Genomic DNA, 16,372 nt, shown 5'->3' on the forward strand with positions numbered 1-16,372 from the left:
GCCATGAAAAAGTTTACCCGTTTTGAAGGCGCGGTCGCGCCGCTTGACCGCGCCAACGTCGATACCGACCTGATTATTCCCAAGCAGTTCTTGAAGTCGATCAAGCGCACCGGATTTGGCGTCAACCTGTTTGACGAGCTGCGCTATATGGATGAAGGTCAGCCCGGGCAGGACTGCGCCAATCGTCCGGTTAATCCGGATTTCGTGCTCAACAAGCCGCGCTATCAAAATGCTGAAGTGCTGCTCGCGCGGCGCAACTTCGGCTGTGGAAGCTCCCGCGAGCACGCGCCCTGGGCGCTTGAAGACTTCGGCTTTCGCGTGGTGATTGCGCCAAGTTTCGCCGATATCTTCTACAACAACGCGTTCAAGAACGGCCTGCTGCTGGTGGTGCTCGACGAAGACACCGTGGATCGCCTGTTCAAGGCCGTTGAGGCCAACGAAGGCTACGCGCTGGACGTGGATCTGGAGCGCCAGCAAATCACCACGCCCGACGGCGAACAGCTCAGCTTCGACGTCGATGCGTTTCGCAAGCACTGCCTGCTGGAAGGGCTTGACGACATCGGCATCACCCTGCAGGACGAAGACGCCATTCGCGAGTTTGAAGTCGGTCACCGCGCCAAGCGCCCGTGGCTGTTCCGCGATAATGCTTCAACCAGCGCTTAAGACATTAAAGGACGCTTCATGACACGCAACGTACTGTTACTGCCGGGTGACGGCATTGGCCCGGAAATTGCCGCTCAGGCAGCGCGTCTGCTGGAAGCCTGCCAAAAGGCGGGGCTGGATATCGAGGTCGAAGAAGCGCTGGTTGGCGGGTCGGCCTACGATGCCCACGGTGAGCCGCTGCCGGCCGCCACGCTGGACAAGGCCAAAGCGGCCGATGCGATACTGCTGGGCGCGGTGGGTGGGCCTAAATGGGATAGCATCGAAGACTTGTCCAAGCGCCCGGAGAAAGGGCTATTGGGGCTGCGCAAAAACCTGGGCCTGTTCGGCAACCTGCGCCCGGCGCTGCTGTACCCGCAGCTGGCTGATGCCTCAAGCCTCAAGCCCGAGCTGGTTTCGGGGCTGGATATCATGATCGTGCGCGAGCTTACCGGCGGCATTTACTTTGGCCAGCCCCGGGGCATTGAGGAGCGCAACGGCGAGCGCGTGGGCTACAACACCTACGTTTACAGCGAATCGGAAATCGAGCGCATTGGCCGCGTGGCGTTTGAGATGGCGCAAAAGCGCAGCAAGAAGCTGTGCTCGGTGGACAAGGCTAACGTGCTAGAAGTCACCATGCTGTGGCGCGAAGTGATGGAGCGGCTGGCGCCGGAATATCCCGACGTCGAGCTTTCGCACATGTACGTCGATAATGCCGCCATGCAGCTGGTACGCGCGCCCAAGCAGTTTGACGTGGTCGTCACCGGCAACATGTTCGGCGATATTCTCTCCGACGCCGCCGCCATGCTCACCGGCTCGATCGGCATGCTGCCGTCGGCATCGCTCAACGAATCCGGGCAGGGCATGTATGAACCGTGCCACGGCAGCGCGCCGGATATTGCCGGCAAGAACCTGGCCAACCCGCTGGCGATGATGCTCTCGGTGGCCATGATGCTGCGCTATTCGCTGGACGAAAACGCCATGGCCGAGCGCATCGAGAACGCCGTGGGCAAGGTGCTGGATGACGGCCTGCGCACCGCCGATCTGACTGCCGACAGCGCCAGTGCCATCGGCACCGATGCTATGGGCGATGCCGTGCTTGAGGCTTTTGCCCGTCAGTCGGCCTGATAGTCGAACCGGCAGTGCGGCCGCCAAAAAAACAGGCTGCGCAATCGTGTATAATGGCGGCACATTTTTATTGGAGGACTTTTCATGTTGAAAGTCGGTTTTGTCGGATGGCGCGGTATGGTGGGCTCCGTGCTGATGCAGCGGATGCTCGAAGACGGTGATTTCAACGGCATCGAGCCGGTGTTTTTCACCACCTCCCAGGTCGGCCAGCCCGGCCCCGATATCGGCGTGGACGTTCCTGCACTGAAAGACGCCTTCGCGCTCGACGACTTGAAAGCGCTTGACGTGATCATCACCTGCCAGGGTGGCGACTACAGCAAGGCCGTCTACGGCGATCTGCGCAGCGGCGGCTGGAAAGGCTACTGGATCGACGCGGCCAGCACCCTGCGCATGGCCGACGATGCCACCATCGTGCTCGACCCGGTCAACCGCGGCGTTATCGACGCCCAACTGGCCAGTGGCGCCAAGACCTTCGTCGGCGGTAACTGCACCGTCAGCCTGATGCTGATGGGGCTGGGTGGCCTGTTTGAAGCCGATATGATCGAGTGGATGACCTCCATGACGTATCAGGCGGCCTCGGGCTCGGGTGCCAAGCACATGCGCGAGCTGCTCAATCAGATGGGCGGGCTGCGCGATAGCGTCGGTGAAGAGCTCAAGGATACCTCCAGCGCGATTCTCGACATCGACCGCAAAGTCACTGCGGCCATGCGCAGCGGCAGCTTCCCCACCGATAACTTCGGCGCACCGCTGGCCGGCAGCCTGCTGCCGTGGATCGACAGCAAGCTGGACAACGGCCAGAGCCGCGAAGAGTGGAAAGGCGGCGCTGAAACCAACAAGATTCTGGGGCTCGAGAACAACCCCGTTCCCATCGATGGCCTGTGCGTGCGTATCGGCGCGATGCGCTCGCACAGTCAGGCGTTTACCATCAAGCTCAAGCAGGACGTGCCGCTGGATGAAATCGAAGACCGTCTGGCCAAGCACAATGAGTGGGTCAGCGTTGTGCCCAACGAGAAAGATGCCACCATCGAGCAACTCACGCCGTCGGCCATCACCGGCACGCTGCAGGTGCCGGTAGGTCGGCTGCGCAAGCTTGCCATGGGCGGTGAATACCTCTCGGCGTTCAGCGTCGGCGACCAGCTTCTCTGGGGCGCGGCGGAACCCATCAAGCGTATGCTGGGTATTCTGCGCGAGCAATAACCTCACGCGAGTCCGTACATCGCAACGCAGGTACATGGGCAGCGGGCGCTGATTCAAGCGCCCGCTTTTTGTGCGCGAACATAAACCGTGACTATCGTTGAGTTATGTCGCATTTTTGTATCCTGCATTTTGTGCGGCGTTTTTATGCGACATAATAACGGATTGATGATAAATACAGCGCTGATACATAGGGATAGGTGTGTTGGTGTATCAGCGCTTTTGGGCGATTCAGCGCGCCAGATCCAGGGATTCAGAGACGTTCATGAAACAATCATTTGCGCTGGCAACGCTTGTCACGTTGACGTTAGCCAGCCCCATCGCTTACGCATTAGGGTTGGGACAGCCTGCGGTTCATTCGTATCTGCATGCGCCGCTTAATGTGTCTATTCCACTGGTCGATGCCGACCAGTACGACCCCGGACAGCTACGCGTGCGCGTGGCCGGACGCCCGGCATTTCAGGCCGTGGGGCTTGAGTGGAACGCCCTTGCCGCCGGCGTCAGGGCGGAGGTTCATGCCGGCAGCGATACGCCGGAAGTGCGACTGACCTCAACCGCGCCGGCCACTACCCCCTGGCTTGATCTGCTATTGACGCTGAGTTCGCCCGACGGCGATGTCACCCAGAACGTGACGCTGCTGTTTGATCCGTCCGTGAATGCACATCAGGGTGATGCTGCTGAAAATACTGTCGATCCGAGCGGTGCCAGGGCCTTGGTAGCGGGCATTGATTCAACCGCGTCATCTACCCGGGTGCACAACGGCGATACCCTGTGGAGCGTCGCCGAGCGGCTCAAGCCCGCATCGGCCAGCATCGAACAGGTGATGCTGGCGCTGGTGGCGGCCAATCCCGGGGCCTTTCCCAGCGGCAATATCAACGGCCTGAACGCGGGTTTTGAGCTTAGCGTGCCGACAACCGCGCAAATGCTGTCGCGTCGCAAGGCGCAGGCGGCGCAAACCATCGATTACATGAATACCGCATGGCGCATCCGTGGCCCCAATGGCCCGGTTCACGTACCGCTGGGGCCGTCTGGCACCGCCGGTCCGCCGTCGGCTGAGCCAGAAGAAGAGGCGCAAGCCGAGGCGGCAGCAACGTCACCGGCGCTAAACAGCGAAGCCCTTGACGTGGCCAAAGCGCTGGGTCAGGGCGCAGCGGCGAGCGAGCTGGAGCAGGATCAGGCAACGCTTGAGCGTATTATCGGTCAGCGTGACCGGCTGCGCGAAGAGGTGTCCCAGCTGAAGGCCGAGATGTCGCAGCTGACCGACGAGCTTGCGCTCCAGGAAGTGGAGCTGGCGCGTCAGGAAATGCGCGGCGCCACACCGTTGCCCGCGCTGCCGGCAGAAGAAGGGACGGCCGTGCCTGACGGGTCGGCGGAAAACACCGCCGTGTCGCCACCCGCCAGCGAGCTGGCGATTGCGGGCCGCGGCATGATGGCTATCGCGAGCGAGTATCGCTGGCCGCTGGCGGGCGCGGCGTTGTTACTGCTGGTGCTGCTGGTATGGCAGTGTCGACGCCGGCCGTTATCGTCTGCGCCGGAGGCATGGCATGACGAAGCGGATGACAGTGACGATGCCATGCTGGGCAGAAGCCAGGCAGCGGGGCTGGCGTCATCCCGGCGTGATGAGCAGCGGGGCACTGAAGAGGTGGCATTCGGGCCGTCGAGTCAGGATAATACGCGCTCCACCTCCTGAATTGACGTAAGTTAATGACGACGCTGTTCGACCTCTTTGATGAAACAACACCGCTGACCGGGCGGCTGGCCATGGGTATCGAATACGACGGTACCCACTACCGCGGTTTTCAACGCCTGAGCCATTCCGCCTCGGTGCAATGGTCGCTGGAAAAAGCCCTGTCGCGGGTTGCCGCCACCGCGGTGCGTGTTCACGCCAGCGGGCGCACCGATTCCGGCGTCCACGCCACCCGCCAGATCATTCACTTTGACTCGCCCGTGCCGCGCAGCGAGAAAAGCTGGATTTTTGGCGCCAATACGCATTTGCCCAAGGATATCTCCGTGCGCTGGGTGGCCCCGGTGCCCGATGATTTTCATTCGCGCCTGAGCGCGCTGGCGCGACGCTACCGCTACCTGTTGATCAACCAGCTCAACCGCCCGGTGCTTGAGCGCGCCAACGTCACCTGGTGCCGTGATCCGCTGGACGTCGATGCCATGAATCGGGCAGCACAGGCGCTGGTGGGCGAGCACGACTTTTCCAGTTTTCGCGCGGCCGGCTGCCGCTCGAATACGCCGTGGCGCCACATGCATTTTCTCGAAGTCAAGCGCCACGGGCCGCTGGTGGTGGTGGATATTCAGGGCAACGCCTTTTTGCACCACATGATCCGCAATATCGTCGGTGCGCTGGTCAGCGTGGGCCGTGGCACCCAGGATGAAGCCTGGATCGAGCGGCTGTTAGCGCTCAAGAACCGCAGAAAAGGCGACGCCACCGCGCCGGCCTGCGGGCTGCACTTTGTCGATTCGCGCTACGATGAGGCCTTTGCGCTGCCCCAGGAACCGCTGGGGCCCAATTTGCTGGCCTTTACCGGCGAGTGGAGCGGTGAGCGGGCAATCCCCGATTCGCGCATGGTGCGCCTGCGGCGTGGCCGCCCCCGGCAGTTAACTCATCCGGAGAAGGAGCGCACGCCATGAGCACGCCTTGCCCCCGTACGCGGATCAAGTTTTGCGGCCTGACTCGGCAAGCCGATATAGCCCATGCCGTGGCGCTTGGCGTCGACGCGCTGGGCTTTGTCATGTGGCCGCAAAGCAAGCGCGCGATCAGCGTGGATACGCTGGCGATGCTTGCCGCCGAGGTGCCGGCGTTTGTCACCCGGGTGGGGCTGTTTGTTGACGCCGACCCGGCGTTGATCGAGCAGTGTGCCCCGTATCTGGATCTGCTGCAGTTTCACGGCAGCGAGCCGCCGGCGGACTGCGCGCGCTACAACATGGCCTGGATCAAGGCGCTGCGTATGCGTGACGACGTTGACCTGCACCGCGAGGCCGAGCGCTATCGGGCCGCCTCGGCGCTGCTGCTGGACGCCTATCGTCCGGGCGTGCCGGGCGGTACCGGCGAGACCTTTGACTGGTCAAGAATCCCCGCAGCCCTGGCAAAACCTGTTATCCTCGCCGGTGGCCTGACGCCGGATAATATTGGCCATGCCATCCATCAGGTAGCGCCCTACGCGGTGGATGTTTCCGGCGGTATCGAGGCGTTTCCCGGCGGTAAGGACACGGCAAAAATGGCCGCGTTTGTGCATCAGGTCGCCGCGGCGAACCAACCACGATAAAAGCTGCCTGATGGGCAGCGTCTGCTGACTCTCCCGTTAGCTGTTATGACTTGTTTACTGCTTAATTTTTGGCGTTTTTGTGAGGTGTTTCCGTGACCGTCTCTGCTACTCAGTCCAGCACTACTCAGTCCAAAACTACCACGTTCAGTGAGTTGACCCGGATGCCGGATGCCCGTGGCCATTTTGGCCCCTATGGCGGCCGCTTTGTGTCGGAAACGTTAAGCTTTGCCCTGGAAGACCTGGAACATATTTATACCAGCCTGCGCAATGACCCGGCCTTCCAGGCGGAGTTTGATCGCGACCTCGCGCATTACGTCGGGCGCCCGTCACCGCTGTACCACGCCGAGCGCTGGTCCGAATCGCTGGGCGGCGCACAGATCTGGCTCAAACGCGAAGACCTCAATCACACCGGCGCTCACAAGGTGAATAACACCGTGGGTCAGGCGCTGCTGGCGAAAAAAACCGGCAAACCGCGGGTGATTGCGGAAACCGGCGCCGGCCAGCATGGCGTTGCCACCGCGACCGTGGCCGCGCGGCTGGGGCTTGAGTGCGACATTTACATGGGCGCCGTCGACGTCGAGCGCCAGAAGCTCAACGTCTACCGCATGCGCTTGCTGGGCGCGCGGGTGATCCCGGTAGAATCGGGCACCAAAACGCTGAAAGACGCCATGAACGAGGCGCTGCGCGACTGGGTCACCAACGTTGATAACACCTTCTACATTATCGGCACCGTCGCCGGCCCGCATCCGTACCCGCTGCTGGTGCGCGATTTCAACTCGGTGGTGGGGCGCGAAGCCCGCGTCCAGTCCCTTGAGCAGATCGGCCGGTTGCCCGATGCGCTGATTGCCTGCGTGGGCGGCGGTTCCAACGCGCTGGGGCTGTTTTACCCGTTTGTCGAAGACGCCGAGGTGGCCATGTACGGCGTGGAAGCCGGCGGCGACGGCCTGGAAACCGGCCGCCACGCCGCGCCGCTTTCCTCCAACGCGCCCCGCGGCGTGTTGCACGGTAATCGCACTTACCTGATGTCCGACGAGGCCGGTCAGGTGTCTGATACCCACTCCATTTCCGCCGGGCTCGATTACCCGGGCGTGGGCCCCGAGCACGCGTTGTGGAAAGACGTGGGGCGGGTCAACTACGTGACGGCCAACGACGATGCCGTGCTTGAAGCCTTTCGCGAACTGACTCAGATGGAAGGCATCATGCCGGCGCTGGAGTCGGCCCACGCGCTGGCGCATGCCAAGGTGCTGGCGCCGACCATGCGGCCCGACCAGCACATCGTGGTCAACCTTTCCGGGCGCGGCGATAAAGACATCATGACGGTTGCCAAACTCGACGGTATTGAATTTTAACGGCCGGTTTTCCAGAGATAGTTTTTCAGAGATAGTTTTTCAGAGATAGTTAACGAGCCCGTTTTTTAAGAGAACACCATGAACCGTATTGATCAACGATTCAGCGAACTCAAGCAGCAGGGACGCCGCGCGCTGATCCCTTTTATTACCGCGGGTGACCCGGCACCGCGCTACACCGTGGGCTTTATGCACGCGCTGGTGGAAGCCGGCGCCGACGTGCTCGAGCTGGGCGTGCCGTTTTCCGACCCCATGGCCGACGGTCCGGTCATTCAAAAAGCCTGCGAGCGGGCGCTCAAAGAGGGCACGCGGCTGGTCGACCTGTTTGACATGGTGGCAGAGTTTCGTCAGACCGATAGTCAGACGCCGGTCGTGCTGATGGGCTATCTTAATCCTGTTGAACGTATCGGCTACGACGCCTTTGCCCAACAGGCGGCCAGTGCCGGCGTTGATGGCGTGCTGATGGTGGATATGCCGCCGGAAGAAGCCGACGAGCTGGCGCCGCTGCTGAAAACCAACGGCATCGCGGCGATTTTCCTGGTCGCGCCGACGACGTCAGCAGCGCGCGCTGCTACCATTTGCGCCCACGGTGAAGGGTATCTGTACTACGTCTCGCTCAAGGGTGTGACCGGGTCGGCAACGCTGAACGCCGACGATGTCGCCGAACACCTGTCACCGCTGCGCGAGCTGACCGACCTGCCGCTGTGCGTCGGCTTTGGTATACGTGACGGCGCCACCGCCGCTGAAGTGGCCAAAGTGGCGGACGGCGTCATCGTCGGCAGCGCTCTGGTCAACCGCATTGCCGACAACACGGCAACGCCCGAGGCGATTCCCGGCGAGCTGAAGCGCGTGCTGGGCGATATGCGCCGCGCCATGGATGCCGGCGCCGAACACTGAAGAGACTCTTTCACGTATTAACCCGGGCCTGGTACCGCCGGGCGTTAACGTATAACGGAAGCCTTTGATAACGGAAGCTTTGTGATATGAGCTGGCTAGATAAAATTGTGCCCTCCACGATGGGACGAATCCAGCGTAAGGATCGCCGTGCCAGCGTGCCCGACGGTCTTTGGCGTAAATGTCCCAAGTGCGAGGCCGTGCTGTATTTGCCCGAGCTGGAAAAGCTCCACAGCATCTGCCCCAAGTGTGACCACCACCTGCGCCTGACCGCGCGCAAGCGTCTGGAATGGTTTCTGGATAAAGACGGGCGCGAAGAGATCGCGGCCGAGGTGGAGCCCGTTGACCGGCTGAAGTTCCGTGACTCCAAGAAGTACAAGGATCGCCTGGCGGCCGCGCAGAAAGCCACCGGTGAAAAAGACGCGCTGCTTGCCATGCGTGGCCAGCTCGACGGCCTGCCGGTTATCACCGTGGCGTTCGAATTCACCTTCATGGGCGGCTCGATGGGTGCGGTTGTCGGCGAGAAATTCGTGCGGGCGGCAACGCTGGCCCGGGAAGAAGGGCTGCCGCTGATCTGCTTTTCCGCGTCCGGCGGGGCGCGGATGCAGGAGGCGCTGTTCTCGCTGATGCAGATGGCCAAGACCTCGGCCGCGCTGGAGCGGTTGAAAGAAGCCGGCGTGCCGTACGTGTCGGTGCTCACCGATCCGGTCTTTGGTGGCGTATCGGCCTCGCTTGCCATGCTGGGCGACTTGAACGTGGCCGAGCCCAACGCGCTGATCGGCTTTGCCGGCCCGCGGGTTATCGAGCAAACCGTGCGCGAGACCCTGCCCGAAGGCTTCCAGCGCAGCGAGTTTTTGCTGGAGCACGGCGCGATCGACATGATTGTTCACCGCGATGACATGCGTGCCCGTCTGGGCGGCATGCTGCGCAAGCTGACCCATCAGACTCCGGTTGATGCAGTCGCTGATCCGGCGCCTGAAGTGGCCACGGTTGGCATCGAAGAGCCGGAACAGCCGGCTGACGCCGCAGCACCCGAAGGTTCGGATGCGCCGGATGCGCAGGCGCCTGAGGCTCAGCACGCAGCAACGGCGCAAGACGATGCCGCTGCCGATGAGGCGTTGGCCGAGGATCAGACCGCCGCCGAGGAAGTGTCGGACCGGGCTGAGCGCGACGACAAGTCCCGCGATGCCTGACACGTTTTCTAACGACCTGCCCAAGACTCTGCCCGCCTGGCTTGCCCACTGGGAGCAGCTGCATCCGGTGGGCATCGATATGGGGCTTGCGCGCGTGAGCGAGGTGGCCGAGCGCATGGGGCTGATACGCGGTGGCCGCCTGCAAGGAGAGCGCTCGCCGCAGGTCATTACCGTGGCCGGCACCAACGGCAAAGGTTCGACCGTTGCGCTCTTGGCGAGCCTTGCCCATGCCCACGGCAAGCGCGCGGGCTCTTATACCTCACCGCACCTGATCCACTATAACGAGCGGGTCACGCTTGACGGTGAACCGGCAAGCGATGCGCTGCTGGTGCAAGGCTTCGTGCAGGTCGAAAAGGCCCGCCGCGCCGTGCCCGAGATCAGCCTGACCTACTTTGAAGCGGGTACGCTTTGTGCCCTCTGGTGCCTGGCGCAGTCCGCGCTTGACGTGGTCGTGCTGGAAGTGGGGCTGGGCGGTCGCCTGGACGCAGTCAACATTATCGACGCCGACGTGGCGATTGTGACCACCATTGCCCAGGACCACGCCGGCTTTCTGGGTAACGACATTGCTCAGATCGGGCGCGAAAAAGCCGGTATCTTCCGTGCCGGCCGCCCGGCCGTGCTGGGCAGCCAGACGCTGCCGTCAAGCGTTGCCGAGACCGCCGCGGCGTTACCGGCGCCGGTGTATGCGCTGGGCGAGGCGTTTTCCCGCACGCCGCTGGAACACGGCGCGTGGTCGTTTCAGGGCAGCTCGGCGCCTTCGCTGACGGCCTTGCCCGACCCCGGTTTGCCGCTGGATAACGCCGCCACCGCGTTGCAGGCGCTGGCGCTTGCCGGCGTTGAGCTAACGCCGCCAGCCGTTGCCGCCGCGCTTGAACAGGTGAGCCTGCCCGGACGCATGCAGTGGCGCGGCCAGTGGTGCCTGGACGTAGGGCACAACCCCCACGCTGCGGCCTACGTGGCCGAGCGCTTCAAGGCGCTGCCGGAAGGCGGCCGACGCTGGTGTTTGCTGGGCATGCTCGATGATAAAGACGCCGCCGGCGTGATTGCCGCGCTCAAGCCGGTCATCAGCGACTGGGTGTGCGTGAGCCTTGACGGCCCGCGGGGGCGTGACGCGGACGCGCTGGTAAACGACGTAGCGGCGCAGGGCGGGCGCGTTCATCACTGCGCGGGGTCACCCGAGGGGGGCGCCGAATGGCTGAGGGAACGCCTGGCCGACGACGATATCGTATTAGTGGCCGGTTCGTTTTTCACCGTGGGTGCGCTGCTTGCAGCACCACACTTTGGTAGCAGCGGCTGACCTGGCAGAGGACAGACACATGAAATACGGCAAAACAGAGCGCATTAGCGGTATTGTCATCTTGCTGGCGCTTGCCGCCATCCTGGTGCCGTGGCTGATGAGTGACCCGGCACCGCGCGAAGAGCAGCCCCAACCCTCGTTTACCATTGAGCAGCCCGTCGACGTGCCGCGCCACGAGGTGCCCGCGCCGGAACAACCCGATTCCATCGGTCGAGATACCTCCATTATCGATACCGCTCCGCTGGAAAGCGCGACAAGCCCCGCGGATGGCGATGAGCCGGCGTCAGAATCAGAGTCACAAACGGCTGCGTTACCAGAAGACGCGTCACCAGACAGCCAGCCGCAAACAGCGCTCGAGAAAAAAACTGACCCTATCGCCGAGCTGATGCAGGGCGACGGTGCGCCGAAGGCGACGCCCAGCGGCGAATGGGCCGTTCAGGTCGGCAGTTTCGGCCAGGCAGATAACGCCAAACGACTGACAAAAGAGCTCGAAGAGAAAGGTTTTCGCGTGTATACCCGCGCTCGGAACAATGATTTAACCACCGTGCTGGTCGGGCCTTTCGCCAGCTCCGAAGACGGTGAGCGCGCCCGCGCGCTGGTCAAGGAGCGCGCCAATCAGCAGGGGCTGTTGATTCGTGTCAAGGACTGAAGCGTATGACATATCAAGGACAAAACCGTGGCGCTAACCTGGATTGATACGCTGTTTCTGGCCGTGCTGGCGCTTTCCATGCTGGCGGGCTTTGTCCGCGGGCTGGTGCGTGAAGCGCTGGGGCTCGCCGCCTGGGTCGTGGCCTTGATGGTGGCGCGGGTGCTGGCCGAGCCCGTTGCCGAGCTGCTCGAAGACTGGATTTCAAGCTTTGACGCGCGGCTGGTGCTGGCGTTTGCGCTGGTGATTTTTGCCGTGATCCTGATTTGCGGCATCATCATTCGTGCGCTTCACGCAGCAATAGTGTGGGTCGGCATGGGCTTTTTGAACCGTCTGGCCGGCGCCATTTTCGGGCTGGCGCGGGGCGCCGCCATTCTGCTGGTGGCCACCATACTGTTGACGCTGACGCCGCTTGAAGAACTTGATGCCTGGCAGGATGCCACGCTACGCCCCACCTTCGAACAGCTGCGCGGCTGGGCTCTTAGCCAGCTCGACCAGTGGGAGCACGATTTCCCGCCGGCGCCGGAATCGCTCAAAGAGATTCGGCTGCCGGATTTCAACCTGCGTGACGCTTCCTGAACGGCGCAGTAGCACGGCCTGGTGCTGGCAGTTTTTGCCGGCGGCAGGGCGCGTTCATGAATCACTGGCTTACGTCCTCGGTAAGTCGCGAAATAGCGAGGTAACAGCATGTGCGGTATCGTCGGCCTTATGGCCACGCAGGCGGTTAATCAGGCCATTTACGATGCCTTGACCGTTCTTCAGCATCGCGGCCAGGACGCGGCCGGTATGATGACCTGGAACGAAGGACGCTTTTTTCTGCGCAAGAGCAACGGCCTTGTGCGCGACGTGTTTCATACCCGCCACATGGCGCGGCTGAAAGGCAATCTGGGCATTGGCCACGTACGCTACCCGACGGCGGGCTCGTCCAGCGAAGCGGAATCGCAGCCGTTTTACGTCAACTCGCCCTACGGCATTGCGCTGGCGCACAACGGCAACCTGACCAACTCGGACCAGATCAAGCAGGAGCTTTTCTCCAGCGACCTGCGCCACATCAACACCAGCTCGGATTCGGAAGTGCTGCTTAACGTGTTCGCCCACGAGCTGGGTAAGCAGGGGCAGCACCTTGAGCCGGAAGACGTGTTTGACGCCGTGCGCCGCGTGCATCGCCGCTGCAAGGGCGGCTACGCTGCGGTGTCGGTGATCAACGGCGTGGGCATGGTGGCGTTTCGCGATCCCAACGGCATTCGTCCGGTGGTCTTCGGTACGCGCACGGTCGACGGCCAGCAGGAAGTCATGGTGGCCTCGGAATCCGTGGCGCTGGACGTCGGCGGCTTCGAGCTTGAGCGCGACCTTTCCCCGGGCGAGGCGATTTTCGTCGATATGCAGGGCCGCGTGCATACCCAGGTGTGCGCCGACCGCCCGCAGCTGCGTTCGTGTATTTTTGAGCACGTGTATCTGGCACGCCCCGACTCGATTCTGGACGGCGCCTACGTCTACGGCACGCGCATGCACATGGGGCGCAAGCTCGGCGACCGGGTACTGAACGAATGGCCCGATCACGACATCGACGTGGTCATCCCGATTCCCGATACCTCGCGTACCTCGGCGCTGGAAATGGCCCAGCACTTGAACGTGACGTATCGCGAAGGCTTCATGAAAAACCGCTATATCGGCCGTACCTTCATCATGCCCGGGCAAACCCAGCGCAAGAAGTCGGTACGCCAGAAGCTCAACGCCATCGACATCGAGTTCAAGGATAAAAACGTGCTGCTGGTGGATGACTCCATCGTGCGCGGTACGACCTGCCAGCAGATTATCCAGATGGCCCGCGATGCCGGCGCGCGCAAGGTGTATTTTGCCTCGGCCGCGCCGCCGGTGCGCTATCCCAACGTCTACGGCATCGACATGCCCGCCGCCGACGAGCTGATTGCCCACGGGCGTACCGAAGCCGAAGTGGGCGAGCTGATCGGCGCTGACCGGATCTTTTATCAGGATCTGGACGATTTGAAAGCCGCCTGCTATGAAGTCAACCCGGCGTTTGAGGGCTTCGACTGCTCGGTGTTTGACGGCAACTACGTGACCGGCGATATCGACGCGGCCTATCTGGCCGAGCTTGAGGCCAGCCGCAACGACGCCGCCAAAGACGAAAGCGCCGGCGATCACGCGTTGGTGGGGATGCATAACCACGATGACGATCTGGACGATTAACCCAACACCACCGGGAACCCGATATGCACGATGATTCGCAAGACGCGCCGTGGTCGCTGGAGACGCTGGCCATTCGCGCAGGCCACGACCGCACCGCCGAGCAGGAGCACGCCGAGCCGATTTTTCCGACCTCAAGCTTCGTCTATGAAAGCGCGGCCGAGGCGGCACGCAAGTTCAAGGGCGAAGAGCCGGGCAATATCTACTCGCGCTTTACCAATCCCACGGTGCACACCTTCGAAAAGCGCCTGGCGGCGATGGAAGGCGGCGAGCGCTGTGTCGCAACCAGCTCGGGCATGTCGGCCATCTTGTGTACCGCGCTGGCGCTTTTGTCCGCCGGCGATGAAATCGTTGCCTCGCGTTCGCTGTTCGGCTCCACGGTCAGCCTGCTGGATAAGTATCTGGGCAAGTTCGGCATCATCACTCGCTATGTCGAGCTGTCGGATTTGAACGCCTGGGAAGCGGCGATGACGCCGGCCACGAAGCTTCTGTTTGCCGAAACGCCGTCCAACCCGCTGTCGGAAGTCGCTGATATTGCAGCACTGGCCGAGATTGCCCACCGCCACGACGCGTTGCTGGCCATCGATAACTGCTTTTTAACGCCGGCGCTGCAGCGTCCGCTGGCGCTGGGTGCTGACCTGATCATCCACTCGGCCACCAAGTACCTTGACGGCCAGGGGCGTGCGATTGGCGGCGCGGTTGTCGGCGGCCACGATCTGCTTGAGGGCGTGTTTGGTGCGGTGCGCACGGCAGGCCCCTGCCTGAGCCCGTTCAATGCCTGGATTTTCACCAAGGGGCTGGAAACACTCTCGCTGCGCATGCGCGCCCACTGCGAAAACGCCCAGCGGCTGGCCGAGTGGCTGGAACAGCATCCGGGCGTCGCGCAGATATATTACAGCGGCCTTGAAAGCCATCCGCAGCACGCGCTGGCCGCCCGCCAGCAGACGGGCTTTGGCGCAGTACTGGGTTTTGAAGTGCACGGAGGCCAGGCGGAGGCGTGGCAGGTGATTGACGCCACGCGGCTTATCTCGATTACCGGCAATCTGGGCGATGTGAAGTCCACCATTACGCACCCGGCGAGCACCACCCACGGGCGGCTGTCGGATGAGCAAAAGCAGGCGGCGGGTATTACGCCGGGGCTACTGCGCGTTTCGGTAGGGCTTGAAAGCTTTGACGACATTCAGCGCGATCTGGCGCGAGGGCTTGACGCCCTGGCACGGCGCGGCTGAACGTTAACGCGCAAGGGGGCGTTTATGTGGCGAAACACGCGTAGCGGTTGGGGATGGGTCAGCATCGCGCTGCACTGGCTAAGCGCACTGGCGATTATCGGCCTGTTTGCGCTCGGCTGGTGGATGACCGGGCTGGATTATTACAGCGGCTGGTATAACGAAGGGCCGTGGATTCACCGCTCGGTGGGTGTTTTACTGCTGCTGGCGACCGTTGGCCGGCTGGTTTGGCGACTTTTTCAGCCCACGCCCCACGCCGAAGGCGGCCGTTTTGAGGCCCTGGCAGCGCACCTGGGGCATTTGGCCCTGTACGCGCTACTGCTGGTGGCGCTGGTGAGCGGCTACTTGATTTCCACCGCCAAAGGCGGCGGTATCAGCGTATTTGGCTGGTTCGAGCTTCCGGCAACCGTCTACGGCTTTGCCAATCAGGCCGAGATGGCGGGAACTGTTCACTGGTATAGCTCTCTTACGTTACTGGTGCTGGCGGCGGGGCATGCGCTGGTGTCGTTCAAGCACCATTGGTTGGATAAGCGCCTGACGCTTTTACGTATGCTTAGCGCCCGGTATGCCCGGCGTAATTCATGACGGCGAAACCCCTGCAAGGAGAAACAGGATGTTGACAGCAAATACGCTCAAGAAGACCGCTGCGGCGGCGGCCATCACTGCAGTAATGCTGCCGTTCAGCCAGGCACAGGCAGACAGCTATACGGTTGATATCGAAGGCAACCACGCCTTTGTGCAGTTCAAGATCAGCCATCTGGGTTTTTCGTATATTCTCGGTAGCTTCGAGGATTTCAGCGGTGAGTTTAATTACGACCCCGAAAACCTTGAAAATGCGTCGGTAGACTTTGACGTGCAGGTCGCGAGCCTGAACAGCAACCACGCCGAACGCGACCGGCATATCCTCAGCGAGGATTTCCTCGATGCCGATGAATACCCCACGGCAACGTTTGAGTCCACCGGCTTTGAATCCACCGATGATAACGAAGGTGTCGTGACCGGTGAGCTGACGCTGCATGGCCAAACTCAGACCATCGAAATGCCGGTAACGCTGCTGGGCGAAGGCGACGACCCCTGGGGCGGCTACCGTGCCGGCTTTGAAGGCAGCACCACGCTGGTACTTTCCGAGTTCGGCATTGATATGCAGAAATTCCCCGAATCCATGCGCGAGCTTGAGCTTTACGTCACGTTTGAAGGCATTCGCCAGTAACAGCGGGCCGGCAACAAAAGCGCCACCGTCTTGTCCGAGGCGGTGGCGTTTTACGTTTGAGGCCCCTTCTTTTCCCCCACATTCTGGTAAACACGAGGAGTTATTGACCCGTGGCAAAC

General features: G+C 62.2%; 16 protein-coding genes. All 16 read left to right on the top strand.

Features of this window, described 5'->3' with window-relative positions:
• Positions 1-3: 3 nt before the first annotated feature.
• Positions 4-663, top strand: coding sequence for a 3-isopropylmalate dehydratase small subunit (gene leuD, locus B5495_RS00435; protein WP_079550371.1), 660 nt, complete (start codon positions 4-6; stop codon positions 661-663).
• Between the two features lie 18 nt (positions 664-681).
• Entirely contained in the window at positions 682-1,767 is a 1,086-nt protein-coding gene (gene leuB, locus B5495_RS00440) for a 3-isopropylmalate dehydrogenase (protein WP_079550373.1), read from the top strand.
• A gap of 84 nt (positions 1,768-1,851) precedes the next feature.
• Positions 1,852-2,964 carry an aspartate-semialdehyde dehydrogenase gene (gene asd, locus B5495_RS00445; protein ID WP_079550375.1) on the top strand — a complete coding sequence of 371 codons (1,113 nt, stop codon included), beginning with the start codon at positions 1,852-1,854 and terminating at the stop codon, positions 2,962-2,964.
• Between the two features lie 262 nt (positions 2,965-3,226).
• On the top strand, positions 3,227-4,651 hold the full coding sequence (locus B5495_RS00450) for a type IV pilus assembly protein FimV (protein WP_079550377.1): 1,425 nt from the start codon (positions 3,227-3,229) through the stop codon (positions 4,649-4,651).
• Between the two features lie 14 nt (positions 4,652-4,665).
• On the top strand, positions 4,666-5,601 hold the full coding sequence (gene truA, locus B5495_RS00455; protein ID WP_079550379.1) for a tRNA pseudouridine(38-40) synthase TruA: 936 nt from the start codon (positions 4,666-4,668) through the stop codon (positions 5,599-5,601).
• Complete coding sequence (locus B5495_RS00460) at positions 5,598-6,236, top strand: phosphoribosylanthranilate isomerase (protein ID WP_079550381.1); 639 nt, start codon at positions 5,598-5,600, stop codon at positions 6,234-6,236. Before truA ends, B5495_RS00460 begins: the two co-directional genes overlap by 4 nt.
• 92 nt (positions 6,237-6,328) lie before the next feature.
• Positions 6,329-7,585: a tryptophan synthase subunit beta gene (trpB, locus tag B5495_RS00465; RefSeq protein WP_079550384.1), complete on the top strand. Its 1,257-nt coding sequence runs from the start codon at positions 6,329-6,331 to the stop codon at positions 7,583-7,585.
• 78 nt (positions 7,586-7,663) lie between these two features.
• Positions 7,664-8,479, top strand: a complete 816-nt coding sequence (gene trpA / locus B5495_RS00470) for a tryptophan synthase subunit alpha (protein ID WP_079550386.1) — start codon at positions 7,664-7,666, stop codon at positions 8,477-8,479.
• A gap of 86 nt (positions 8,480-8,565) precedes the next feature.
• Positions 8,566-9,669, top strand: a complete 1,104-nt coding sequence (gene accD / locus B5495_RS00475; protein ID WP_079550388.1) for an acetyl-CoA carboxylase, carboxyltransferase subunit beta — start codon at positions 8,566-8,568, stop codon at positions 9,667-9,669.
• On the top strand, positions 9,662-10,966 hold the full coding sequence (gene folC, locus B5495_RS00480; RefSeq protein WP_079550389.1) for a bifunctional tetrahydrofolate synthase/dihydrofolate synthase: 1,305 nt from the start codon (positions 9,662-9,664) through the stop codon (positions 10,964-10,966). The genes accD and folC overlap by 8 nt, the downstream gene beginning before the upstream one ends.
• 19 nt (positions 10,967-10,985) lie before the next feature.
• Entirely contained in the window at positions 10,986-11,615 is a 630-nt protein-coding gene (locus tag B5495_RS00485; protein WP_079550391.1) for an SPOR domain-containing protein, read from the top strand.
• A 27-nt stretch (positions 11,616-11,642) separates the two neighbouring features.
• Complete coding sequence (locus B5495_RS00490; protein ID WP_079550393.1) at positions 11,643-12,191, top strand: CvpA family protein; 549 nt, start codon at positions 11,643-11,645, stop codon at positions 12,189-12,191.
• Between the two features lie 108 nt (positions 12,192-12,299).
• Complete coding sequence (purF, locus tag B5495_RS00495) at positions 12,300-13,820, top strand: amidophosphoribosyltransferase (protein ID WP_079550395.1); 1,521 nt, start codon at positions 12,300-12,302, stop codon at positions 13,818-13,820.
• A 23-nt stretch (positions 13,821-13,843) separates the two neighbouring features.
• Positions 13,844-15,046, top strand: a complete 1,203-nt coding sequence (locus tag B5495_RS00500; protein WP_079550396.1) for an O-succinylhomoserine sulfhydrylase — start codon at positions 13,844-13,846, stop codon at positions 15,044-15,046.
• A gap of 24 nt (positions 15,047-15,070) precedes the next feature.
• On the top strand, positions 15,071-15,628 hold the full coding sequence (locus B5495_RS00505; RefSeq protein WP_079550398.1) for a cytochrome b: 558 nt from the start codon (positions 15,071-15,073) through the stop codon (positions 15,626-15,628).
• A gap of 28 nt (positions 15,629-15,656) precedes the next feature.
• Positions 15,657-16,253, top strand: coding sequence for a YceI family protein (locus B5495_RS00510; protein WP_079550400.1), 597 nt, complete (start codon positions 15,657-15,659; stop codon positions 16,251-16,253).
• Positions 16,254-16,372 lie beyond the last annotated feature (119 nt).

It is taken from the genome of Vreelandella subglaciescola, assembly GCF_900142895.1.
Classification (GTDB): domain Bacteria; phylum Pseudomonadota; class Gammaproteobacteria; order Pseudomonadales; family Halomonadaceae; genus Vreelandella; species Vreelandella subglaciescola.